At 32.4% G+C, this 24,694-nt stretch carries 24 protein-coding genes; 20 read left to right on the forward strand and 4 right to left on the reverse strand.

Features of this window, described 5'->3' with window-relative positions:
- Position 1 precedes the first annotated feature (1 nt).
- Genes Q3907_RS00335 through Q3907_RS00345 form a run of 3 tightly spaced genes read left to right on the forward strand, consistent with a single transcriptional unit; the run spans position 2 to position 3,272 of the window.
- Entirely contained in the window at positions 2-1,366 is a 1,365-nt protein-coding gene (locus tag Q3907_RS00335) for an ABC transporter permease (protein ID WP_301896668.1), read from the forward strand.
- Positions 1,366-2,007, forward strand: a complete 642-nt coding sequence (locus Q3907_RS00340; protein WP_301896690.1) for a response regulator transcription factor — start codon at positions 1,366-1,368, stop codon at positions 2,005-2,007. Before Q3907_RS00335 ends, Q3907_RS00340 begins: the two co-directional genes overlap by 1 nt.
- Positions 2,004-3,272 carry a HAMP domain-containing sensor histidine kinase gene (locus tag Q3907_RS00345; RefSeq protein WP_301896670.1) on the forward strand — a complete coding sequence of 423 codons (1,269 nt, stop codon included), beginning with the start codon at positions 2,004-2,006 and terminating at the stop codon, positions 3,270-3,272. The genes Q3907_RS00340 and Q3907_RS00345 overlap by 4 nt, the downstream gene beginning before the upstream one ends.
- Positions 3,273-3,436: 164 nt before the next feature.
- Here the strand turns inward: Q3907_RS00345 and Q3907_RS00350 are convergent, their stop codons facing one another.
- Positions 3,437-4,324, reverse strand: a complete 888-nt coding sequence (locus Q3907_RS00350; protein WP_301896671.1) for a tetratricopeptide repeat protein — start codon at positions 4,322-4,324, stop codon at positions 3,437-3,439.
- A gap of 110 nt (positions 4,325-4,434) precedes the next feature.
- Between Q3907_RS00350 and Q3907_RS00355 the strand changes: the two genes are divergently transcribed.
- Genes Q3907_RS00355 through Q3907_RS00365 form a run of 3 tightly spaced genes read left to right on the forward strand, consistent with a single transcriptional unit; the run spans position 4,435 to position 7,046 of the window.
- Positions 4,435-4,578, forward strand: a complete 144-nt coding sequence (locus Q3907_RS00355) for a hypothetical protein (RefSeq protein WP_301896672.1) — start codon at positions 4,435-4,437, stop codon at positions 4,576-4,578.
- 16 nt (positions 4,579-4,594) lie between these two features.
- Positions 4,595-6,112 (forward strand): hypothetical protein, encoded by a 1,518-nt coding sequence (locus Q3907_RS00360; protein WP_301896673.1) that lies wholly within the window; start codon positions 4,595-4,597, stop codon positions 6,110-6,112.
- Between the two features lie 10 nt (positions 6,113-6,122).
- Positions 6,123-7,046: a hypothetical protein gene (locus Q3907_RS00365; RefSeq protein WP_301896674.1), complete on the forward strand. Its 924-nt coding sequence runs from the start codon at positions 6,123-6,125 to the stop codon at positions 7,044-7,046.
- 46 nt (positions 7,047-7,092) lie between these two features.
- On the opposite strand, the gene Q3907_RS00370 is transcribed toward Q3907_RS00365, so the two are convergent.
- The 3 genes from Q3907_RS00370 to Q3907_RS00380 form a co-directional block, all read right to left on the reverse strand.
- Positions 7,093-8,262 carry an amidohydrolase family protein gene (locus Q3907_RS00370; protein WP_301896675.1) on the reverse strand — a complete coding sequence of 390 codons (1,170 nt, stop codon included), beginning with the start codon at positions 8,260-8,262 and terminating at the stop codon, positions 7,093-7,095.
- A 98-nt stretch (positions 8,263-8,360) separates the two neighbouring features.
- Positions 8,361-10,448 carry a glutamine synthetase III gene (locus Q3907_RS00375; protein ID WP_295646498.1) on the reverse strand — a complete coding sequence of 696 codons (2,088 nt, stop codon included), beginning with the start codon at positions 10,446-10,448 and terminating at the stop codon, positions 8,361-8,363.
- A gap of 219 nt (positions 10,449-10,667) precedes the next feature.
- Positions 10,668-12,281, reverse strand: coding sequence for a CTP synthase (locus Q3907_RS00380; protein ID WP_301896677.1), 1,614 nt, complete (start codon positions 12,279-12,281; stop codon positions 10,668-10,670).
- Positions 12,282-12,413: 132 nt separating this feature from the next.
- Between Q3907_RS00380 and Q3907_RS00385 the strand changes: the two genes are divergently transcribed.
- The 14 genes from Q3907_RS00385 to Q3907_RS00450 all read left to right on the forward strand — a co-directional run bounded on the left by Q3907_RS00385 (position 12,414) and on the right by Q3907_RS00450 (position 24,657).
- Positions 12,414-13,571: an AI-2E family transporter gene (locus Q3907_RS00385; RefSeq protein WP_301896679.1), complete on the forward strand. Its 1,158-nt coding sequence runs from the start codon at positions 12,414-12,416 to the stop codon at positions 13,569-13,571.
- Between the two features lie 59 nt (positions 13,572-13,630).
- Entirely contained in the window at positions 13,631-13,969 is a 339-nt protein-coding gene (locus Q3907_RS00390; protein WP_295562548.1) for an ankyrin repeat domain-containing protein, read from the forward strand.
- Between the two features lie 12 nt (positions 13,970-13,981).
- Complete coding sequence (locus tag Q3907_RS00395) at positions 13,982-14,941, forward strand: YafY family protein (RefSeq protein ID WP_295562547.1); 960 nt, start codon at positions 13,982-13,984, stop codon at positions 14,939-14,941.
- A 34-nt stretch (positions 14,942-14,975) separates the two neighbouring features.
- On the forward strand, positions 14,976-16,445 hold the full coding sequence (locus Q3907_RS00400) for a DUF2779 domain-containing protein (protein WP_295562546.1): 1,470 nt from the start codon (positions 14,976-14,978) through the stop codon (positions 16,443-16,445).
- Entirely contained in the window at positions 16,438-17,412 is a 975-nt protein-coding gene (locus tag Q3907_RS00405; protein ID WP_301896680.1) for a hypothetical protein, read from the forward strand. Before Q3907_RS00400 ends, Q3907_RS00405 begins: the two co-directional genes overlap by 8 nt.
- Positions 17,413-17,661: 249 nt before the next feature.
- Positions 17,662-18,222 carry an elongation factor P gene (efp, locus tag Q3907_RS00410; protein ID WP_295645479.1) on the forward strand — a complete coding sequence of 187 codons (561 nt, stop codon included), beginning with the start codon at positions 17,662-17,664 and terminating at the stop codon, positions 18,220-18,222.
- A 66-nt stretch (positions 18,223-18,288) separates the two neighbouring features.
- A complete protein-coding gene (locus Q3907_RS00415; protein WP_295758795.1) occupies positions 18,289-19,065 on the forward strand; it encodes a hypothetical protein in 777 nt (258 codons plus the stop codon).
- 11 nt (positions 19,066-19,076) lie between these two features.
- A complete protein-coding gene (gene cmk, locus Q3907_RS00420) occupies positions 19,077-19,727 on the forward strand; it encodes a (d)CMP kinase (RefSeq protein ID WP_301896682.1) in 651 nt (216 codons plus the stop codon).
- A gap of 20 nt (positions 19,728-19,747) precedes the next feature.
- Positions 19,748-21,055 carry a ribosome biogenesis GTPase Der gene (gene der, locus Q3907_RS00425; protein ID WP_301896683.1) on the forward strand — a complete coding sequence of 436 codons (1,308 nt, stop codon included), beginning with the start codon at positions 19,748-19,750 and terminating at the stop codon, positions 21,053-21,055.
- Positions 21,056-21,069: 14 nt separating this feature from the next.
- The gene (locus Q3907_RS00430; RefSeq protein ID WP_295562536.1) at positions 21,070-22,065 is read left to right on the forward strand and encodes an NAD(P)H-dependent glycerol-3-phosphate dehydrogenase; all 996 of its coding nucleotides are present in this window, start codon (positions 21,070-21,072) and stop codon (positions 22,063-22,065) included.
- Between the two features lies 1 nt (position 22,066).
- Positions 22,067-22,354: an HU family DNA-binding protein gene (locus Q3907_RS00435; protein WP_295562534.1), complete on the forward strand. Its 288-nt coding sequence runs from the start codon at positions 22,067-22,069 to the stop codon at positions 22,352-22,354.
- A 37-nt stretch (positions 22,355-22,391) separates the two neighbouring features.
- Entirely contained in the window at positions 22,392-23,762 is a 1,371-nt protein-coding gene (locus Q3907_RS00440) for an LTA synthase family protein (RefSeq protein WP_301896685.1), read from the forward strand.
- Positions 23,763-23,924: 162 nt separating this feature from the next.
- On the forward strand, positions 23,925-24,353 hold the full coding sequence (locus Q3907_RS00445) for a hypothetical protein (protein WP_295562531.1): 429 nt from the start codon (positions 23,925-23,927) through the stop codon (positions 24,351-24,353).
- A gap of 70 nt (positions 24,354-24,423) precedes the next feature.
- Positions 24,424-24,657, forward strand: coding sequence for a hypothetical protein (locus Q3907_RS00450; RefSeq protein WP_301896686.1), 234 nt, complete (start codon positions 24,424-24,426; stop codon positions 24,655-24,657).
- The last annotated feature ends 37 nt before the right edge of the window (positions 24,658-24,694 follow it).

Below are 24,694 nucleotides of genomic sequence, written 5' to 3' on the forward strand. Positions count from 1 at the left end.
AATGTTTAAGAATGCATTTAAATATGTAACTCGAAAAAGTGTGAAGTCAATGATTCTATTTCTTGTTGTTCTAATTATGTCAAGCCTTTGTTTAGTCGGACTATCTATTAAAGATGCGACAAACAAAGCGTCCAATACATCATTAGGCTCGATTACCAATAGTTTTACAATGGAAATTAATCGTCAAGTCAATTTTGGCACGCCTAGAGGTGCAGGCAATGTTAAGGAAAAGGACATTGAAAAGATTTGTGCTTCTAAAGATATTGACTCATATGTGAAAAGAATCAATAGTGTAGCTGACTTAGTCGATCATGATATTATTTTAACTTCAAATGAAAATGAAGAACGTCTTTCTAAATTTAAATCGACTGTGATGCTTACAGGAGTCAATGAATCGAAAAAGGAGACAAAATTTGTATCGGGTGCCTATAAATTAGTAAAGGGTAAACATTTAAATAGTAAGGACAAACATCAAATTTTGATGCATAAAGATTTAGCAGCAAAGAATCATTTAAAAGTGGGAGATAAACTATTACTCCGTTCAAATATCTATGATGCAGATAATGAAAAGGGTGCTGACGAAACAGTAGAAGTAACCATTAAGGGTTTATTTGATGGTCATAATCAGGGTGGTGTTACAGCAGCACAAGAATTATATGAAAACAATCTAATCACAGATTTAGATACGGCAGCCAAAGTCTATGGCAATACAGAAAAAACAGCTGTATATCAAGATGCCACATTCTTTGTGAAGGGAAATAAAGATTTGGATCAAGTTATTAAAAATCTAGGAAAATTAGATATCAACTGGAATGAGTATGTACTGGTAAAAAGTACATCCAATTATCCGGCTCTACAAAAATCAATAAGTGGTATGTATAGTGTCGCAAATAAAATGTTTATTGGATCTTTGATTTTTGCGGGTATCGTTGTTACTTTATTGTTGCTCATGTGGATGAATGCACGAAGAAAAGAAATCGCAATCTTAATGGCTTTAGGTATTTCTAAAACGAAGATTTTTATTCAGTTTGTTCTAGAACTATGTATGGTAACCATTCCAGCCTATATCTTTGCGTACTTTATCGCTAGTAAAACTGCATCAGGTCTAGGAACAAAAGTATTGAATCAAGTAAGCACTGGTGTTGCCAAACAAATCGCAAAAGAATCTGCCTCAAATCAACTTGGCGGTGGAGCTGAAGTAGATGGCTTTAATAAGATGTTGACGCATATTGATGCAACTGTTGAACCAAAATATATGGTGTATGTTATTATATTCATGTCAATTGTAATGTTAGTCGCACTTGTTGTGGCCACCACACACTTGTTAAACAAGAACTGTAAAGAATTAATGAATGAGGAAAAATGATGAAAATATTGGTAGTGGAAGATGATACACTGATTCGCGAAGGATTAAGTGAATTTCTATCGGAGTCTGGATATAGTATTATCCAGGCAAAAGATGGTAAAGAGGCATTGGAAAAGTTTAATACAAATATTCATTTGGTGATATTGGATATTCAAATTCCATATATCAATGGATTGGATGTATTAAAAGAAATTCGTAAAGAAAGTGATTTACCCGTTTTAATCTTAACGGCTTTCAGCAATGAAGAATTCAAAATTGATGCCTATACAAATTTGGCCGATGGATATATTGAAAAACCATTTTCACTACCCGTATTAAAAGCTCGTATTGACGCGCTTTTACAGAAACAGGATATTTTTGTATATAAAAATGTTTGTGTGAACTTCAAAAGCTATACGGCGAAAATAGATGGTAAAACGATTGATATCAATGCCAAAGAACTAGAGATATTAAAATATCTTTTAGATAATGCAGGGATTGCCTTAACTAGAGCACAAATATTAGATCATGTTTGGAAAGATAGTGAAGAAGTCCCTTATGATCGAGTTATTGATGTATATATTAAAGAATTACGTAAAAAACTAGGCTTAGATTGTATTACGACCATTCGTAATGTGGGCTACAAATTGGAGAAATCATGAAAAACTTAAAGATATTTCCTAAAATATGCATACAAACATTCAGTGTCATCGCTATTATTGTCTTATTTATCCATCTCTTTGTATATTTGATTTTTCCAAGAACCTATTTGGATGTAAGAAAAGAAGAAATCTATACTAAGGCCAATGAAATTACAGAAAACTTAAATGGCAAATCTGAAGACTATATTGAACAAGCTTTAGATTTCTATTCCAATACCAATGAAATCAAAGCGTTTATTAAAAAGAATACTTCATCGAATGAAGTAGAAATCAAGAATAATTTAAATGTCGACTTAAAGAGTTCTAATAACTCGTTAATTATTGAAGAAAGACAATTAAAGCTGGATACAGGAAAGACCATTCGCCTCCAATTTGTTTCAACGGCAGACATGCAAAGCCAAGCCAAGAATCTAAGTTTACAATTTCTTCCTTACTCATTAATCATATCCCTATGCTTTTCGGCCATTGTCTCTTTTGTGTATGCCAAATCCATTAAAAATTATGTGGTTGAAATCAAGAGTGTAACAGATCAAATGATGGCATTAGATAAAAAGGCTCGTCTAGAAATTGATTCGAATGATGAGATTGGTCAATTGAAGGCACAAATTAATGATTTGTATGAAACACTTCTAGATTCTATTTCCAATCTAGAATTGAAAAATAAAGAGATTTTAAGATTAGAGAAAATAAAATACGATTTCTTTAAAGGGGCCAGTCACGAATTAAAAACGCCTTTGGCAAGTCTTAAGATCATCTTAGAAAATATGAAATACAATGTGGGTAAATATAAAAATAGAGATGTTTATATTGATGATTGTATTGATTTAGTCGATCACTTAACGAAGAGTATCCAACAAATTTTATCGGTATATTCCATTGAAAATCTAAAAGACGATGAAGAAATTGTTTGTATAAAGAATGAATTAAGTCGTGTACTTCAAAAATATGATGTATTGATTCACCAAAAGGAATTAAGAATTCAAAATGATGTAAAAGATGAAACAATGTATATTGGTAAGACGGCTCTAAATATCATTTTATCTAACTTAATTAGTAATGCGATCAATTATACGTATGAAAAGGGTATGATTCAAATTGGAATCGAACAAGACTATTTCTATATTCAAAACAAACAAGATCCAACCCAACCAAAAGGGAATGGTCTAGGATTATATATTGTTCGTAATCTATTAGATAACTATAAAATGAAATATGAAGTGATTGAAGGAGAAGACTTTATCTTCAAAATTCAATTTAAGCAATAGGTCTTTTAAATTTGTTGGATTTCATCTTATACGAACATAAAATGTAAGTTAGAGGTGAAAACAGCCTAATTATGTATGAGATATTAAAACAATTATTGTTTCAATCTTCCCAAAAAAAAGAAGGTGGTAAAACTCATTTTCTTTGAGTAATTACCACTTTTGTTTTAATCTAATATCTCAATATAATTCACATTGACATATTGTGTGGATATAGGTTCACCATTTATTTTGGCTTTTAAGAAGAATTGGTCTACATCCTCATAGTTTTTATCGTCCATACAAATAAAGAATAATCCATCTTCATATTTAGCTTCAATAATATGATCCTCACCAAGAATTTCTATGGCTACCTTACAAGGTTTTTGTAGTGCATAATATAAATCGAATAAGTCCATATAGTCAGGATCAAATTGAATCAAAGAATACAAATCATTCACAATATACTTCATGATTGTTAGATCACCAAAAAATTGGGAATAGATCAATCTTTGAGATTGGAATTCCTTGGCTATCAATAATAATTGAATAGCCTGATCTTCATTGCCTTCTTCAACATAGATTTTGGCAAGTCTAGAATAAATTTCAGGAACAGGATCAAAGGTGTTGGTTGCTCCTTGGATTTTTGGGTATAAATCCTTAATAATCTGTACATATTTAGGATAATCCTTTTGTACATAATACCCATTCTTATACATATCCGCCAATTTATAGGCAGCTACTAGATTACCTTGATCACTTGCGAGTTTATAGTAATGAAATGCCTTTTCATAATCTGGTTGTCCGACTCTTCCATAATAGTAAATGTAGCCTAAACATTCATAGGCATTATTATAATCGAGTTTTGCGGCCATTAAATAATATTCTTCAGCTAAATCAAACTGTTTTTGACCATAATACCAACCACCAAGCTCTACCATATATTCTGGGTTATTTGTTTCTTTTATTAAATATTCTAGGGCATTGATTAACTGTATATCATCTTCATATGTAGGCTGCGTTAAATCATAATAATCATCTAGAATTTGTTGCGCTTTTTCAATCGTTAATTCCATAGTACACCTCTAAATAATTATATGAAATTGAAAGATTTAGGCAATACAAATTGTATTGTTTTGTGTTTTTTTCATATAAAGTTTATAATTATTTGTAAGGAGATTTGTTTATGGATAATAAAAATATTGAAAAAGAATCAGCTTTAGCCGCTTATTTAATTGAAGAAGCTAAGAAAAAAGGCTTAACACCATTTCAAACCGGCATGATTCGTGGAACTATGAAGGCTTTTGAAGGCAATAAAAAAGGAAAATAATAAAGGAGGAGTTCATTTGGTACGTATATTAGAACACGCAAATCACTACCGTAAAGATATAGTTTTTGACTCTTATAAAAGAACATGTCAAAACGATTATTGGGATTATGATTCCATGACTCGTAAGGAAATGTTTGAAAGAATGGTAGAAACCTATGAGCCAGAATACTTACAGAGTATTTGTACAACATGGGAATTAAAAGCTTTAAGAAGACTATTACGCAACCAAGATTTAGAAGACGATCGCTATCGTTTTGAAAGACAGGCTTTGAGTGCCAAGTTTTTATATTTTGATCAACAATTACCAGAAGAGTTAAAAAAAAATGTAAAGCTTGCAGTAAAAGATATTGATTTGGATAAAAAAGCGCTTGATGATGAGCCAACTCTTGTGATTCTTGGGATTATACGTGCTTTTGGAGTCATTGAACCCTCTTTGATTCAAGCTGTTTGCAGTGCATGTTCCTATAATTATAAAAAAATCATTGAAAGTGAACTCTTTAATTTTTGGGCTTATTTAAAAGATGATTATGAATTGATTGACAATAGTCAGGCCGATGAATATGTATATTGGGATTATAAAAACTATTTGTTTAGTATTCGCAATAGTCGTATTCAACATGAGCGTTTTGAACCTAAATTTTTAGATCAAGATAGTTATGTTTCTATTTTCTATCACGGATATGATGCGACAAATCCAGATATTAAAAAATTCTTTAATGCAGCTAAAAAGGAGTTGCCAGACATCACAAAATTTAAAGATGAATTGTTTGATAATTTACTTCGCGGTATGCTTCATGAAAGAAAAATTGGTTTGATTCCATTTTTATATTCATTCTCAGAAAGCTTAAAAAAATGCTATGAAAAGGCTGTTACACAAATATGTCTTCCAAACTATTATGGATTAAGTTTAGATGGATATAAAAAGGCGAAAGACCAGGTAGATTTTAATGAAAAATTACGCTCATTAAATCAAGCTCAGACAAACGCATGCATCGATCAAAAAGATACGCGCTTGTTCTATAAATTGTACTTCAGTGTATTAGATTTTGTGAATCAAATCGAACAAATTATCCCAAACAAAAAAATTGATCCAAACACATATATTGAACCCGATGACTTAGTCAATGTGATCGAAGTGTTCTGGAAAGATAAAGATCGTTTCATTGATGAATATATGGATAAAAATCCATCTAACTTCACATTCCGTAATCTAAATATTATTAATGAATTTAGATATGGCATGCGAAAAAATTTCTTATTAGTATTATATGAAAAGAATTACACGGTCTTAAACGATGAGGGCATTAACTATATGGTAAAATCATTGAACGATAATTTAGATAAATATATTCCGGCTGATAAAACGCCACTATTGATGCAGACAGCTATTATGCCATTTAATGGACGTATTATTAATGATGGCTTTTTATCTACTTCCAATGTAAGACTTGCGCAAGACTTAATTTCAAAGGCCTTTGAAGATTATAGTTACGGACAAAAGATTTACTCGTTGTTGCCAAAAAATTTGAATTAAAAGGAGTATTATGAGCTCATTAATACAAGAAATCAATCATTATCCAAAAGAATCTGTGTACAGTCAATTTTTTCGGATATGTTTTCCGGATGATGTGTTTTATGAAAAAATTACTCGTAAACAAATGGTTGAGCTAATTATTCAACAATATACACCAGAAAATATTGTAGATGTTTGTACAGTAAAAGAACTAAAACTTTTAAAACGAATCGTTGAAAACAATTATAAAGAAGTGGATGTTCATAGTATGCCATTTGAAAAGGTGGCGCTTTATCGAAAATATTTATTATTTGAAAATGAAATTCCAGATGAGCTGAAGGAAAGTGTTATAGAGGCTTTAAAATTTGTGGATTTTGATCAAAAAGAAAAACAAGATGAACCTTTACTTTGTTTAATTGGATTTGTTCGCAGTTGTGGAGCTATTGATCCCATGGTTGTTCAAAGGCAAGCACAAAAGTATGGCTTGGATCTTAGAAATTTGGAAACCTATCCATTATTTAATTTCTGGACATACTATACATTTGATTATTTGATGCCAGATGATACTTATGGAGAAGCTATATTGTATTATGATTCAATTCCATATATGGATGTGATCGCAAATACGCGTCTAGATTATGAATTGATGGCTCCTGTGTTTTTAAAACCAGAAAGCTATCTGTCTATTTTCTATAATGGGTATGATGATACGGATCCAGATGTACATGCATTATTTGATCATTTTAAAAAGAGTGAAGATGTATTTGATTTTCTAAAAATGGAACGCATTCTTGAATGTATTGAATCATGTCGTATGACTGAACATTTGATTACATTTTTTCCAAAATTAGAACAATTTGATCCGAAAACAAAAGAATTATTCAAAAAAGCTATATATAAAATGCCGATGCCATATTTAACAGGCATGACACTGCAGCGTTATTTGTCAAAATGAAAAGGTAGAAATCTTAAAACTTGATTTCTACCTTTTTCCTATAGTTTTAATTGTTGTCTACCACAATCTTACCAGATTGAATGACTCTATTAATTTTTCTTACGTTTGAAATGTTCTCTAATGGATTTTCATTTAAACAAACTAAATCAGCCTGTTTGCCCACTTCAATCGAACCATAATCTTTTTCAACACCTACACATCTTGCGGAATTGATTGTTGCGATTTTTAAAATATCCATGTTTGAAATGTTGAGTTTAGCTAGAAGTTCCATTTCATAAGCTGTATTCGAATGATAGTTAAATGGTGTACCTGCATCGGTTCCTAAGGCAATCTGAATGCCTTTATCATACGCCTTTTTTACACTTTCAACATGGGCATCTTTAACCTTTAATGTTTTATCTACGGCATACTTTGCGACACCATTTTCTACACCCTTATCAATAATGCATTGAGGAGCACATAGGGTAGGGACTAAGAATGTATTTTGTTGTTTCATGAGTTCTAAACATTCATCATCTAAAAAACAACCATGTTCAATAGAATCAACACCTGCATATAAGGCATTTTTAATACCTTGAAGCCCTTGTGCATGTGTAGCTGTTTTTCTTCCGGCTTTATGAGCTTCTTCAACCATAATCTTCATTTCATCTATATTAAATTGTGCATTACCAGGCTCAACACCTTTGGTCATTACTCCACCTGTAGCCATCATTTTAATCAAGTCGACACCAGCTTTAAGTTGTGTACGAACAGCTTTTAAACAAGCATCTTTTCCATCGGCTTCAATACCTTCTTGCCATCCATGACCACCTGTCATACATATGACTTTACCTGCACAATACATATGAGGTCCTTCAATCACATGATTTTCAATAGCTTCTTTAATTTGAAGGTCATAGTTTTCTTCCGTACCTACAACACGAATAAAAGTAACGCCTGATTCTAGATATTCTTTGCAGTGTTTTTGGGCATAGAAAGCTTTTTCTATCAAGGTAAATTCTTTATTTGCGTCAAAACCAACAGGATAAAGAATGTGGACATGGCAGTTAAAGAAGCCTGGCGTAATTGTATTTACTTCAATCACTTCATCTTCTGTTTTATGATAATCTTCAATTGAAGTGATTTTATCATCTTCGATTGTGATCAATTGATCTTTTTTTGGTGTATCACTAATACCATCAATCATTATTTTTGCGTGTATTACTAATTTATTCATAATCAAATCCATCCTTTCTTAAAATTTTACTCAAGAAACATGCTTATGCAAGTGTTTACAGAAAATAAATGTAAAAAAAGAGGGAATCAAACGATTCCCTAAAGCATTGACTTAAATAAAATGTCATTATAGTCTGGTAAAGGCCAGTCTTCTTTAGAAACATTGGTTTCAATCTCATCTGTTAATTGGCGAATTGTTTCCATTAATGGAAGTAGTTCATCAGCCGCAAAACGAGCTGCTTGTTTTTCTGTGGTTGTTTCTTTTTTGATCAAAGTTTCTAGTGTATCCAAGTGATTTGATACAAGTTCTAATGGAGTGTTGATATTTTTCAAGATCTTTACTTCTAGAGGAGCATCAATTCCACTTGATTTCTTTGTTTGAATGATTTGAGCTAGTTTAGCCTCATAACTAAAGATGGCAGGTAAGATTTGTTTTCTTAACATGTATGCCATGGTTTTAGCTTCGATTTGTACTACTTGGTAGTAGTTTGTTAGTAGGATACTTTCACGAGCATGTAATTCACTTGCTGAATATACATTGTGTTTTTCAAATAATTGAAGATTCTTTGGATCTGTATAGTGAGGAAGTGCATCCGCCGTTGTTTTTAGTTCTAATAAGCCACGTTTCACTGCTTCTTTTTTCCATTCATCTGAATATCCATTTCCAGAGAAGATAATACGATTATGATTTTTTAATGTCTTTTGAATCAACGCAATCAAAGCCTTTGTCATATCTTCTTGTTTTACACATTCTAATTCATCTGCAAACTGCGTTAATTCTTCAGCTACGATTGTATTTAAAATTGTGTTAGGACAAGAAATATTCAAGTTGGATCCAAGCATTCTGAATTCAAATTTATTTCCAGTAAAGGCAAATGGAGAAGTACGGTTACGGTCTGTAGAATCTTTTGCGATTGGAGGTAAAGTAGAAACTCCTAATTCCAATTTACGATCGATTGTATCTACGTACTCATTTCCAGCTTCGATTGCTTCCAAAATAGCGGTTAATTCTTCACCTAAATAGATGGAGATAATAGCTGGTGGAGCTTCATCAGCACCTAAACGATGATCGTTTCCAGCGCTCGCAACAGAGATTCTTAACAAGTCTTGATATTCATCAACACCTTTAATAATAGCTGCTAAAACAGTTAAGAAACGAATATTGTCTTTTGGAGAATCACCTGGTTCTAGAATATTTTCTCCTTCTTCTGTACAGAATGACCAGTTGTTGTGTTTACCACTACCATTAACTCCATCAAATGGTTTTTCATGTAATAAACATACCAAGCCATGATGAGAAGCAACTTTCTGTAAAACTTCCATAGTCAATTGGTTTTGGTCATTCGCAATATTTGTTGTCGTAAATACTGGCGCTAGCTCAAATTGACATGGAGCTACTTCTTTATGTTCTGTTTTTGCGTATACACCCAATTTCCAAAGTTCTTCATCCACTTCTTCCATGTAGGCTTTAACTCGTTCAGACAAGCTTCCAAAATAGTGATCGTCTAATTCTTGACCTTTAACGGGAGCTGCACCAAATAGCGTACGTCCTGTAACCAATAGGTCTAAACGCTCTTTAAACATTGCTTCATCAATTAAGAAATATTCTTGCTCAGGACCTACAGTTGTTTTGATTTTATGGATATCGTAGCCCATAATGTTCAATAAACGAACGGCTGCCTTATTTAATGCATCATTACTTCTTAATAATGGTGTTTTCTTATCCAAAGCACTACCATCGTAAGAACAGAATAAAGTTGGTATATATAATGTCTTTTCTTTGACAAAAGCTAATGAAGTTGGATCCCAAGCTGTATATCCTCTAGCTTCAAATGTGGCACGCAACCCTCCACTTGGAAAACTTGAAGCATCGGGTTCACCTTTGATCAATTCTTTTCCTCTAAAATCTGAAATAACAGATGTTGGCCCAGTTGGATTGATAAACGCATCATGTTTTTCAGCCGTAATTCCTGTCATTGGCTGGAACCAGTGAGTATAATGTGTTGCACCCTTATCCATAGCCCAGTCTTTCATGGCATTTGCGACTACATCAGCGATTTCTTTAGGAAGCTCTTTTCCTTTTTCCATTACGTCCATCATTTGTTTGTAGACGGCATGAGGCAAATATCTTTGCATAGCAGATGTACTGAATACGTCACATCCAAAATATTCATCGACAATTTTCATTTTAATAGTATCCTCCTGTCGCGTATATAATATCATTATTTTCACAAATGTTTTGAGAAATTTTTCTTTTTTTCAAAAAAACCTCATTTTTTTCGTATAAGAGTATGTTGGCAATATAAAGTTCTGTGTCTATTACACCTAATTGATTAGATAGTCAAATCCATTGTTGTTAAAAAACGAAGATGAAATTGAAAAGTATATATAAAAAAAGAAAAGTCACTATTTGTGACTTTCTTTATTTTCTAGACTCGCTTTAACTAAACCAACAAATAATGGGTGTGGACGATTTGGTCTAGATTTAAATTCAGGATGATATTGTACACCAATATAGAATGGGTGATTCTTATATTCAATGGCTTCCACTAATTGTTTGTCAGGACTTGTACCTACAATCATCATATCATTACGTTCAAACTCACTACGATATTCATTATTGAATTCATAACGATGACGATGTCTTTCATCAATCATGTCTTTTTTATAACATGACCAGATTTTTGTTTCTGCTCTTAATGAACAAGGATAAGAACCCAAACGCATTGTTCCACCTTTACGGATATCATTGCTTTGATCTTCCATAAAATCAATGATTGTATGTTTACTTTCTGGATCAAATTCATAGGAATTGGCATCTTCAAAACCTAATTCACTACGTGCAAAGGCAATGGCAGCAATTTGCATACCTAAACAGATGCCTAAATAAGGAATTTGTTTGTGTCTTGCATATGTTGCGACACTGATCATACCTTCAATGCCACGATCACCAAAACCACCCGGTAAAATGATTCCATCTGTATCTTTAAAGACTTCGTCTAAATTGGCATTTTCTAATCCTTCTGAATCAATCCATTGAATGTTGACTTTCGCATGGTTTTCAAAACCACCATGATATAAAGCCTCACTTACAGATAGATATGCATCGTGCAACGCAACATACTTACCAACTAAAGCAATGTTTACAGGTTTTGTGCTTGCCTTAATATTGTCTACCACTTGTTTCCATTCTCTTAAATCGGGTTTACGAATCTCAAGACCCGTTTTTTCACAAACAATATCTGCAAGATTTTGTTCTTCTAGCATAAATGGAACTTCATAAAGGGAAGGAAGTGTCTTATTTTGGATTACACAACGTTTTTCAACATTACAGAATAATGAAATTTTATCTAAAACAGACTGAGGAATTGTTTCATCACAACGTGCAACAATGATATCTGGATTAATGCCATAAGACTGCAATTCTTTGACAGAATGTTGTGTTGGTTTCGATTTGTATTCCTGTGAACCAGAAATATATGGAATATAAGTTACATGGATGAATAAACAATTTTTACGACCTACCTCTAAGGCAACCTGACGAATGGATTCTAGAAATGGTAAGCTTTCAATATCTCCTGTTGTTCCACCAATTTCTGTGATTACAACATCGGCAGATGCATGTTCACCAGCACGAATCACAAAGCTTTTGATTTCATTGGTAATATGAGGAATAACTTGAACTGTTTCACCTAAATATTTTCCATCACGCTCTTTATTGATGACATTCCAATATACACGTCCTGTGGTAAGGTTAGAATACGTGTGTAGGTTTTCATCGATAAATCGCTCGTAATGACCTAAATCTAGATCGGCTTCTAGACCGTCATCTGTGACATAAACTTCACCATGTTGGAAAGGGGACATTGTTCCTGGGTCCACATTGATATAAGGATCTAGTTTTTGACTTGTTACTTTGTAGCCACGCGACTTTAATAGACGACCAAGACTTGCTGCACTGATTCCTTTTCCTAAACCAGAAACAACACCACCCGTTACGAAAATGTACTTAGTACTCATTTTTTTCACCTCTTCTTTTTTCTTTTAACTCGGCAATTTTACACCTATGAAAAAAAGATGTAAATAAAAAAATTAAAAAAATGATTTTCATTTTAAAAGATAGTATAATGAATTCGATTTGAGGTGGCTTTAATGGACCTACACGAAAAAGAAAAAATGTATCAAAGATTAATTGTTTTTACTTTATTCATTGGCATGTTTATTTATTATTTTGAAAAAATTGTTAGCTTTTTGGGCTGGATTGGCACTATGTGCCTGCCATTTTTATTTGGAACAGGACTTGCCTTTGTCTTTAATATTATATCGAATAATTTAATGCGCTATTCAATTAAATGGTTTGATTTCAAAGATACAAAAATCAAAAGAATGATTTCTAACATTTTAGCTATATGTATCGTGTTTGCGATATTTGCAGCCTTTGTTGGAATTGTTATTCCAAAAATCTTATTTTCTATTCAAACACTTTTGACAAACTTTCCACAAATGATATATGAGTTTTATATATGGCTTTTAAACGTTACGAAAAATGTAGATGTTGTGCATGATTTTTTGAAAAACTTAGACATAAACGCCTTCAGTAATTCGGCTATTGATAATGTAAGTAAAAAAATTAGTTCTTGGCTTGTATCTGGAGGTGCAAATGATCTGTTTGGTTCTATATATTCTATATTATCCACTACATTTTCATGGTTTGCACAAGTCTTTATCACAATTGTATTCTCATTTTTATTGTTGTTTAATAAAGAACAAGTTGTGCGTGAGACAAAATCTTTGTTGATGGCCTATCTTCCTAAAAGAGATTATGAAAAAACACGCCACGTATTAAAGTTGATCATTCGTATATTTACAAGCTATGTGGGTGGTACATGCACAGAATGTTTGATTCTTGCGAGTTTAGTAACAACAGGATCCTTGATTTTAAAAATACCATACGCATTTTTAGTTGGACTTGTCGTTGGTATTGGAGCCTTAGTACCCATGTTTGGAGCTTTAGTGGCCGCACTATTATGTGCTTTCTTTATTGCGATGACAGACCCTATACAAGGACTTACTTTTATTATTATGTTTATTTGTATCCAGCAAGTTGAAGGAAATTTTATCTATCCACATGTTGTTGGAAAATCCGTTGGCTTTCCACCAATGTACATTATTGTCGCCATTACGATTGGAGCTAATATCGCAGGTATTATTGGAATTATTATTTTTATTCCAATTTGTTCTTGTATCTATCAACTCGTATGTGAAGATGTTTTATCACGTCTTCAAACCGTTAGAGAAGTATCGGATTAATTGACATAAATAATGTCAAATTAAATTGTATCCTTTGAGTATAGAAAGAAGGGTACAATATGAACGCAGAAAAAAGATTAGCTATGGATTTATTAGATGCTGTATGGAAAGAGGATGTAGAAGGGGTTGAATATTGTCTACAACTTGGTGCAAGTCCTAGTTGGGTATTTAATGGATATCCCATTTTGATGCATGCTATCAGTGTTGGAAATGAAGAAATTGTAAATATTTTAATTGATGCCGGAGCTATTCAAAAACAAGAGGCTTTAGGCTTTGCACTTGAAAGAGGGATTGGTCAAATGATACGTCCACTTGTATTTCGTGGTATTGTTCCTAAACATTTTGAACCTAAAAAAGGATTTGGCTATTATCCACAAAGATTTTGCAGTACACACTAAAAGGAGATAACGATGAATCGAACGAATTTATGCATTCGCATGCTACAACTATTAAAGGCAAGAGGAAAGTTGAATACGACGCAACTTGCCACTGAACTTGAAGTCAATCCACGTAATATTCGTGAGTTTAAAAAAGAACTTGTACTTGCAGGATATAATGTGGAAGAAGTAAAAGGTCGTTATGGCGGATATATTTTAAATGATGAATATGATTTGCCAGTTACAATTTTTACAGACGAACAAAAGGATGCATTGGTTCAATCTTATAAATTTATGCGCACACAAAAAGATTTCAAACCACTATCTTTATATTGTGATGCCATGGATAAGATCATTGCGACAAGTAAGATTTCTTCCAATGATACCTTACACTATATGTCGAATTCTATGGAATTAGATCAAAAGATATCATCTATGATCGATAAGACGCAACAAGCCATAAATCATGGTCTTTGCGTCCTTTTGTCATACCAATCTTTACAAGATGAAGTGCCTAAAGAATTTGAAGTGGAACCCTATGAAATTATTCACTATCATAAATCCTATTATCTAATAGGTTTTTCATTATTAAGGAAAGACTACCGTATGTATCGCTTTAGTAAAGAGCGTATGTATTCATGTGAAATATCATCAAGACATTTTATTCGTGACAACCATTTCCATTTAAGTCATTATATTGGTGAACATTCTTTGATTCCTTTGGATTTAAAACAAATTAAAGTACGAGTCAATCATGCAGATAATGGCCTTCGTCTTTTTAAAGAAAAATATTGGGGCAATAAACTTCAAATCATCAATAAACAAGAGGATTTCACCGACTTTGAATTCTATACAGATGATTTATCGAATTTGTATCAATCTTTATTTTCAATGACAAATCAAGTCGAAATTTTGAGCCCAGAAGATGTAAAGTTTGCATATCTTGTGCGTGTTAAACAAATATTAAATGCGTATGGGGATGAAAAGATTTAAGTTTTGAAGTACAATAAGAATGGTGAAAATTTTTATGTTACATGTATCAGATTTAATGCGTGAAATGAAATGTGCTTGTTTTTGCTGGAATAGTGCACACAATTCAATTCACCAAGAAAGTTTTTATAAAATGGATTGTCCATTCTCAGACCTTTGGAAAACGTATCTAAACGCAACAGATTGTGGCTTAGGACACTCAATGGATTCAAATGAACAATCTTTAAAATTATTAGAAGAAAATGATGTTGTATGTTTTGCACGCTTTGAATACAAAGAATGCCGAACAAAGATTCCATATCTAAAAAAATTAGAAAATGGATATATGGCAGTATATCCACATTTAAGTGCCTATCCAAAGGAAAATGAAGCCTTCATTATGAAGGTCAATCAAATCATTTTGGCTCATTGTGGTGTCAATGTCATTGAAAATCGCATTGTATATTTAAATAAAGAATATGTTCGTAAGGATACATTAGATTTAAATGAACTTTTGTGCATCAGTGATAAATTGTTCAATAAGCGTAATCATCTTTCAAAAACAATTGCAGAATGTATGGATGAAATTGATATCGATTTGGATGCGTGGATTGAAAGAACAAAAGAAATTTTGAATAAACCTAGTATTACACCTGTTCGTACAAAACAGTGTACGGCATTAAGAAGGTGTAATTATTATCCAATTTGTTTTGATGAATCTAATGAACCTGATGATTCTATCTTATTTTTTACTACGAATCAGCATAAGTTAGATGCGTATAGTCGTGGTATTCGTCATATTCATGAATTACCATTGAATCAAATTGAAGGTTTTAGACTGCAATATGCACAATATATGGCAAGTAAAACACAAAAGCCATTTATGGATAAATCGGCCTTAAAAGTCTGGATGAAACAGATCCAATATCCAATTTCATATTTGGATTTTGAATGGGACACCTTTGCGGTACCGCCCTATGAAAACATGAAGCCATTTGATGTACTTTGTTTTCAATATAGTCTTCATGTAGAGACAGAGAATGGAAATTTAACACATTATAACTTTTTCGAATCAAAAGATTGTCGAAGACATTTTGTTGAAAAATTGATCCATGATCTTCCAAAAACAGGGACAATTCTTGTCTATAACATGGAAGGGGCTGAAAAGCTAAGATTAAAACAGCTTGCGAGTCAATTTGAAGAATATAAAGAAGAATTAGAGTCAATTTGTGCTAGAATGGTTGATCTTTCTAAACCGTTTGAGGCAGGACTTTACTACAATTCAAAAATGCGAGGACACTATTCTTTAAAGAGTATTCTTCCGGTCTTCTCTAAAGATGTTTCTTATCATGATCTTGATATTCAAAATGGATTAAATGCAGTTTTTGCGTATCGTACATATGATGATAAAGACGAAAAAGAAAAGAAAGAAGTAAAAGAAGCTATTTCAACATATTGTCAGATGGATACATATGCTGAATATATTGTCTATCATGGCTTAATAGAGGAGGTAAAAAACAATGCCTAATATTATTACACATACATTATTTGCTCAAGAAATTTTTGATAAAGTGGATGAAAATACACATGATTTATTTGAGCCTCGATTGCAACTTTTAGAAATCGGTTCAAATGGACCAGATTTCTTGTTTTTTCATGGGATGAATCCAAAGGATTTCTTTAAGAAAAGTGATTTAAGAGTTTCTGGCTCAATGTTTCATGCAGGCCATGTGAACGAATTTTATCAAAAAGCCTTGATTTCTATTCGCAATGAACAAGATGAAGAAATAAAAAAAGATATGATGACTTACGTTTGTGGACATTTATGTCACTGGGCATTGGATGCCACTAGCCATCCATATGTTTTCTATCGCACTGGACCTTGTAAAGGTAAGAGTGCTTGGTATCACCATCGTTTTGAATCATTGATTGATGCGATTATGTTGAAGGTAAAGCGTGAATGTACAATTGAAGATTTTAAATTTTATGAAGTGTGTGATGTCACAAAAGAACAGGCTAGAGCCATTGCTCGCATTTATGTACCGGCTATTCGCCAAATCTTTGGTTTTGATATTAAACCACATCAAATTCTTGAAAGCTTAAATGATTGGCATTTTATTGAAACTTTGTTTTATGATGCTTCAGGAGATAAATTAAAGGCACTTCAAACTTTAGAGACTTTCACAAAAGCCTATAACTCATTATCAGGATATATTGTTCCAAATAATCCAGATGATCCATATGATGTTATGAATCTTTTACATAATCGCTGGCTACATCCAAGCGATGCGTCTTTTGTTTCTACAGAAAGCTTTTTTGATTTATATGACCGCGCACAATTATTGGCAATGGAAGCAATTCGTCTATTTTTGGCAACTTGTCAAAATCCTGATTTGGACGAAGACCTATTATTATTGATTAAGAATAGAAATTATAACTTGGGTGTTTCAAATCAAGACAAGATGACAAATTTTGATTTGATATACGAAAATTAGTTGGAAGGGTTTACAAGTTTACAATTTAGGGGTATTATATGGGTGGTAAGAGAAAGAAAGTATGGCTCACCTTTCAACTCAATATCCATCTTGTGTGTATATATCCTTCCTTAATAACACATAAGAAATTACTTTATCGATCCTTTCGATGAGAGAAAGCACTTCGGTGCTTTTTTTCTTTTTCTTGACAATTTTTTTGCGTGATATAAAATAATTTAGGTTAAACATACAATTTTAAAGGAGATAAACATGATTAGTTCAAATGATTTAAAACCAGGTCTTACAATTTTAGTCGACGGTGGAATCTATACAGTTCTAGAAGCGTCACAAAATAAAACAGCTCGTAGTGCCATGGTTGTTAAGGCGAAAGTTCGTAACATCCGTACTGGAAGTAATGTTGAATTATCTTGGGGCGGTGGAGAAAAGGTGGAACTAGCTCAAATCGAAAAAAGAGAAATGCAATATTTATATGATACAGAAGATGCGATGGTATTTATGGACAATGAAACGTATGATCAAGTTGAAATTCCAATGGATCGTTTAAAATGGGAAAGAAACTTTATTGTTCCAAACTCTAATGTAAATATTTCAAGTTATGAAGGTGAAATTCTTGGGGTTATTTTACCAGATAAAGCAACTTTGAAAATTGTTGAATGCGAACAAGCTGTAAAAGGTGATACAGCTACTTCTGCAAGTAAAAATGCTGTATTAGAAACTGGATTAGAAGTAAAAGTTCCTTTATTTATCAACCAAGATGAAATGATTGTTGTGAATACAAATGACGGAAAATATTCGGGACGAGCAAAATAGGCGATTGCCTATTTTTCTTTTTTTGTTGAATAGTGTATAATAGTAAGGAATGTTTAGGAGGTACTTATGACTCAACTTTCAAGAAAACAAAAGTATCAAGAACTTAGAGATCGTTTAGATGAAGAAACGACAGCGGCTCAAGCGCAGCCAGTAAAATTACAAAGATTATCTCGTGTTGATAATGGATTATCACACGCAAATAAACCATTGTATCCTCATGATACAGTGAAGGTTTCGCCAACAGTAAAAGAAATGCCAACATCTCCAGTTATGGAAGATCTTCTTGGAGAAGTTAAGCAATACAATATTGATAATGGAAATCGTATTACAGACGATACACAAATCAATATTTTAAAACAATTGGATTCTACTAGTGAAACTAAAAAACGCAATCAACATGTAATTCCTATGGATACAGATGATGAAGATTTAGGCTCAACTATGAAGATTTCAAAGCCAAAAACTCAAGAGTTTGAAAGAGTAACTCGACAAGAGCCTTTAGAAGAAAAAATTGTGTTAACAAGTGATGATGTTGAAGATGTTAAAAAACCAGAGGATGACAATTTGGATTTGATGTTCTTATCAAATGATGACTTTGATAAAACTGAAGAACAGCCAAAAAAGGAAAAGAAGAAAAAATCTAAGCGAAAAAAAGAAAAACGTGATGAGATTGAATCTATGCCAAGCGCAAAAATGCGTATGAAGACTTCTGATTTTGAAAAAGCTAGCAAGCATAAAGAAAAGAAAAGTTCTGAAATCGTATTAAATGTTGTATTAGCCATTTTGATTATTGCCTTAGTTGCGATTATTGGCTATTTGGTTTGGACTTTTAAAAATATTTAATGAGGATTGAAATGAAAAAAATTAATATTGCGATTGATGGCCCTAGTGGGGTTGGAAAAAGTACGATTGCAGATATTGTTGCAGAAAAATTAGGTATGACACATCTGGATACGGGTGCTATGTATCGTTGTGTTGCCTATAAAACGTTAAAAAACAATATAGATATTCATGATGAAAAGGCAATGTCGGATTTGATGGATTCTATTGACATTTCTTTTGATGAAGAAAATCATGTGTATTTAGATGGTGAAGATGTTTCTAAACAAATTCGTATGAATGATGTTTCTATGCAGGCAAGCAAAACGAGTCAGCTTGCGATCGTTCGTAAAAAGTTAGTAAATCTTCAACAAAAAGTTTGCGCAAATAAAGGATTTATCGTAGATGGAAGAGACATTTGTTCCGTTGTTTTGCCGGATGCAGAAGTCAAAATCTTTATGAGTGCAACAAGTAAGGCAAGAGCCCAAAGAAGATATGATGAATATATTTCTAAGGGAATCGATGCAGATTATGAAACAATCTATCAAGATATTGTCGCAAGAGATTATCAGGATACGCATCGAGAAATTTCGCCTTTACAAAAAACAGAAGATGCGATTGAAATTGATACTTCAAATTTAACAATTGATGAAGTCGTTACAAAAGTATTGGATATAATCGAATAATGTAGAAAGGGGACCACAATATGATTCGAGGTACTGTGGCCATAGTAGGTCGGCCAAATGTCGGAAAATCAACGATATTCAATCGTTTGATTGGACAAAGAAAAAGCATTGTAGATGATACGCCCGGAGTTACAAGAGATAGAATTTATGGTGAAGTGGAATGGCTGACACAAACTTTTCGCTTGATCGATACGGGTGGTATTCAAATTGAGGACCAGGCATTTGCCCAAGAAATCAATATGCAGGTAGATATTGCGATTGAAGAAGCAGATGTCATTATTTTCTTAACTTCTGCCAAAGAAGGAGTTATGACAGATGATACAATCATCGCTAGAAAGCTGCAAAAATGTAAAAAACCAGTCATTTTAGCTTGTAATAAAGTGGACAATCCAGAAATACAAATGAATGTATATGAGTTCTATGCTTTAGGTTTAGGTGATCCTGTTGCCTTAAGTGGAGCACATGGAATTGGTCTAGGAGATCTTTTAGATATAGTCATGGAAAAGCTTCCAAAAAAGAATATATCTCCATATGAGGGAATTACATCATTCTGTGTAATTGGTCGTCCAAACGTTGGAAAATCAAGTTTAGTAAATTCAATCTTAAAAGAAGATCGTGTTATTGTATCTAATGTAGAAGGTACTACGCGTGATGCAATCGATACACCATTTCATGTAGATGATAAAGAATATATGATCATTGATACGGCTGGTATTCGTAAAAAGGGTAAGATTTATGAAAATATTGAAAAATATTCAATCTTACGTGCTTTAAGTGCTATTGATCGTAGTAACGTCGTATTGTTCTTGATTGATGGTGAAAAAGGTATTCGTGATCAAGATAAACATGTTGCAGGTCTTGCACATGATGCCGGAAAAGGTGTCATTATTGTATACAACAAGTGGGATACTGTTGAAAAAGATGAAAAGACAATGTCTAAAATTGAAAAGGAAATTCGAGCTCAATTCTTATATTTGAATTATGCACCTATTGCGTTTACTTCTGCTCTTACGGGAAGTAAAGTAAATCAATTGATCCCTTTAATTGATCAAGTTCATGATGCATGTACTTTGCGTATTCCAACAAATATCTTAAATGACGTTATTTTAGATGCTCAAATGATGAATCCGGCAAAACCTCATTTAGGAAAGCAATTAAAGATTTATTATGCATCTCAAGTAGCTGTGGAGCCACCAACAATTGTTTTATTTGTGAATGATCCAGAACTATTGCACTTTAGTTATAGTCGTTATATTGAAAATAAATTAAGAGAAGCATTTGGCTTTACGGGTACACCAATTAAAATTTTGGCTCGTAAACGCTCATAGTAAGGAGTTTAAATATGCGTACAGTTGTGATTGGAAGTGGAAGCTGGGGAACCGCTTTAGCTCAAGTATTACAAGATAATCATCAAGAAGTTATGGTTTATGGTGTTGCAGAAAATGAAGTAAATGATATCAATGAAAACCATAAAAACTCAAAATATTTTGCGGATGTTGAATTAAATCCTGAATTAAAAGCAACGACAGATATTTCATGTGTAAAAGGAGCAGATATTGTATTATTAGCTGTTCCTACTATCGCTATTGATCCAATTTGTCATCAAATCAATGAATTATTGGATAAAAAAACGATTATTATCAATGTTTCAAAAGGATTTCATCCAGAAACAAATGAAAGAATGTCTCAAGTCATTCGTCGTTGTATTGATGAAGATAAATTAAGTTCTGTAGTAAGTTTAATTGGTCCAAGTCATGCAGAAGAAGTTGTGATTCGATTATTAACAACTATTGATGCAATCAGTTTAAAAAATGATGATGCGGTTACAGTTCAAAACCTATTCTCTAACCAGTATCTACGTATTTATACAGGAAATGATGAAATTGGTTCAGAACTAGGTGTTGCGATCAAAAATGTTATGGCTATTGCCTCTGGTATTTTGTCTGGATTAGGATATCAAGATAATACACGTGCAGCTTTGATTACTCGTGGATTACAGGAAATGATTCGTTATGGCGTACATTTTGGTGGACACCAAAAAACATTTATGGGTCTAACTGGAATTGGAGACTTGATCGTAACTTGTACAAGTGTACATTCTCGTAACTTTGAAGCAGGTTATCAAATTGGTAAAGAAAATTCAGTAGAGAATTTCTTTAAAAATAACACTAAAACTGTTGAAGGTGTTCGTACTGCAAAAATTGTTCATCGTGTAGCACAAGAAAATGGTATTGATATGCCAATTTGTGAAGAGGTTTACCAAATCTTATATAATGGAAAACTTCCAAGTGAATGTGCACAAGATTTAATGATAAGAGATTTAAAGAAGGAATTTTAGTATGGGAAAGTATGTAAATAAAGAGTCATTAACACAGGCTCTATCAATTAATTTAAATTTATCTAAAAAAGATGCTGCATTTGCGGTAGACTTGATTTTTAATGAAATGAGCGATGCTCTAGCAAATGATGGTCATGTAGACATTACTGCATTTGGAAAATTTGAAATTTTTGATCGCAAGTCTAGAATGGGAATCAACCCAGTCACAAAAGAAAGAATGATGATTCAAGCGACAAAACTTCCTAAGTTCCGTCCTAGTCAAACTTTAAAGAATAAGTGCAACAAATAGGTCTTATGACCTATTTTTGTCTTAGAAAGGACTGATTATGAGTTTTTTAGTTGTTACATTAGGATTTACTTTAGCTATTTCAAGTAAATGGGCCTATTCCTATTTTGGATTATCTAGTTTTGAACAAATCGTTTATCACATTAAAGTTCCATTAGAAGGAACGAATACCCAGTTCATTTTTGGCTGGATGAAAAAGTGTTTACTTCCAGGAATTATCTTTGGATTGATTTTTAGTTGGACAAATGGTTTTATAGCTAAAATTATTCTTTTGTTTTGTTGCATATATGGATTATGCCAAATCCATTTCTTCTCATATGTTTTTGATCAATTTAAAAAGACAGATTTTTATGATAAAAACTATATTGATACTGAAATTATTTCACCTGATGAAAAGATGAATTTTATTCATATCTATTTAGAATCTATGGAAACGACATATGCCAAAAAAGAAGATGGTGGAAATTCAAATGATGATTTGTTGCCATATCTTACAAAAATCACGAAAGAATCTATTTCATTTTCTCAAAATGAGAAAATTGGTGGTGCTCGAGTATTAACTGGAACAGGCTGGACTACTGGTGGTATTGTTGCGAGTACTTCGGGTCTTCCTTTGATTTTTAGCTTAAAACACAAATTTTGTAAAGATAAAGTTCCATTTATGCCAAGTGTAAAAACACTTGGAGATATTCTAGAAAAAGACGGATATAATCGTGTATTTATGATTGGTTCAGACGCTACATTTGGAGGCAGACGAAGTTATTTTGATCAACATGGTCATTATGATATACAGGATACTGTTTCTTTAAAGGAAGAAGGGATTCTTGATAAGGATTATCATGAGTTCTGGGGGTTTGAGGATGATAAGTTATTTGAATTTGCGAAAGAAAAAATTCTAAGCTTATCCAAATTACCTAAGCCATTTGATTTTGAAATGTTGACTGTAGATACGCATCATCCATATGGATATCAATCTAAAACTTGTAAAAATCTATTTAAACAATCTTTGTCTAATTCTATTTATCATACAGATGAAAATCTAAAAGATTTTATGGAATGGCTTAAAAAACAGGATTTTTATGAAAACACAGTAATTGTGATTCAAGGTGATCACACAAGTATGGCTGCAGAATATATTCACGATACTTATTCATCGAACTATGATCGAAGAGTTTGGAACACGTTCATTCATTCAAGAGTAAAGCCTGTAAAAGAAAAAAATCGTGACTTTACTACAATGGATTTTTATCCTACAATATTAGCAGCTCTAGGATATCAAATTAAGGGCAATAAGTTAGGATTGGGTACAAATCTATTTAGTGATCAATCTACGCTTACTGAAGAAATAGATGCTAATCTAGTTGATAAAGAAATCAAAAGAAAATCAGATTTCTATAGGAGGCTCATGTGAGAAAAAAATTACGTAGTTTCATTATTATACTCGTTGTCGTATTCGTTGTTTTTTCAATGGTTGTCACGACATTTATGCAGATGCTTCGTTTTTAACATTCCTTAGTGGAATGTTTTTTCATTTTAAAGTAAAATAAAAATATATGAATCGAGGTTTTTTATTATGACAAAGAAAAAGAAAATCAAATTTTTAGCTTTATTATCTACAACGGCATCTTTAGCTATTGGATCTTACTTTTTTAAAAAGAAAGTAGAGAAGATGAAAGAGAATGGTACCTTTAATACGATGGTCTTTAAAAAGCGTTTAAACCAGTATTTAAAGGCAGCCAAAAAAGATGAATTAACATTAGAAATTATTGATAACTTATTAGCTGAACTTGATAAAATGAATGACTTTAAAGCCAGTCATGAAGGTTTTGAATTAAATCTAGATACTGACAAGTATATGGAACTTCAAGATTATCTAGATGCTTACTATTCTCGTTTGGCAAGTTCAAATCATTTTAAACAAAATGATACTTGTGAAGATAATACACAAGTACGTTTAAGAAAGTGTTTGAATACACAAAAATACATTTTAGAAAATTTCTAAACAAAGTCTCAAATCTATCTTGAAAATATATAATAAATACGTATGATATCCTTATAAGGATGTGATGCACATGGATTTAATACATAAGAAAAAAGAAAATCGAGCTCAGATCTTTCAGAGCTTTGATTCTTTAAAAGGCTTTAAAGAAATGATTCAAGAATGTGAAGTAGAAATTGTAAGCCCAAGAATTTTGTCGCAAGACGATTATGAAATCTTAAATGAAAGAGTGCATCAGATTCAAAAGGGAATGCTTGTTACGATTGAATATTATGATCGTATCAACTATAACGTCAACTTTTCGTGATTTATAAACATCTATAATTTCAAATGATTTTAGAAAG

The sequence above is a fragment of the uncultured Holdemanella sp. genome, from assembly GCF_958348295.1.
Taxonomy (GTDB): domain Bacteria; phylum Bacillota_I; class Bacilli_A; order Erysipelotrichales; family Erysipelotrichaceae; genus Holdemanella.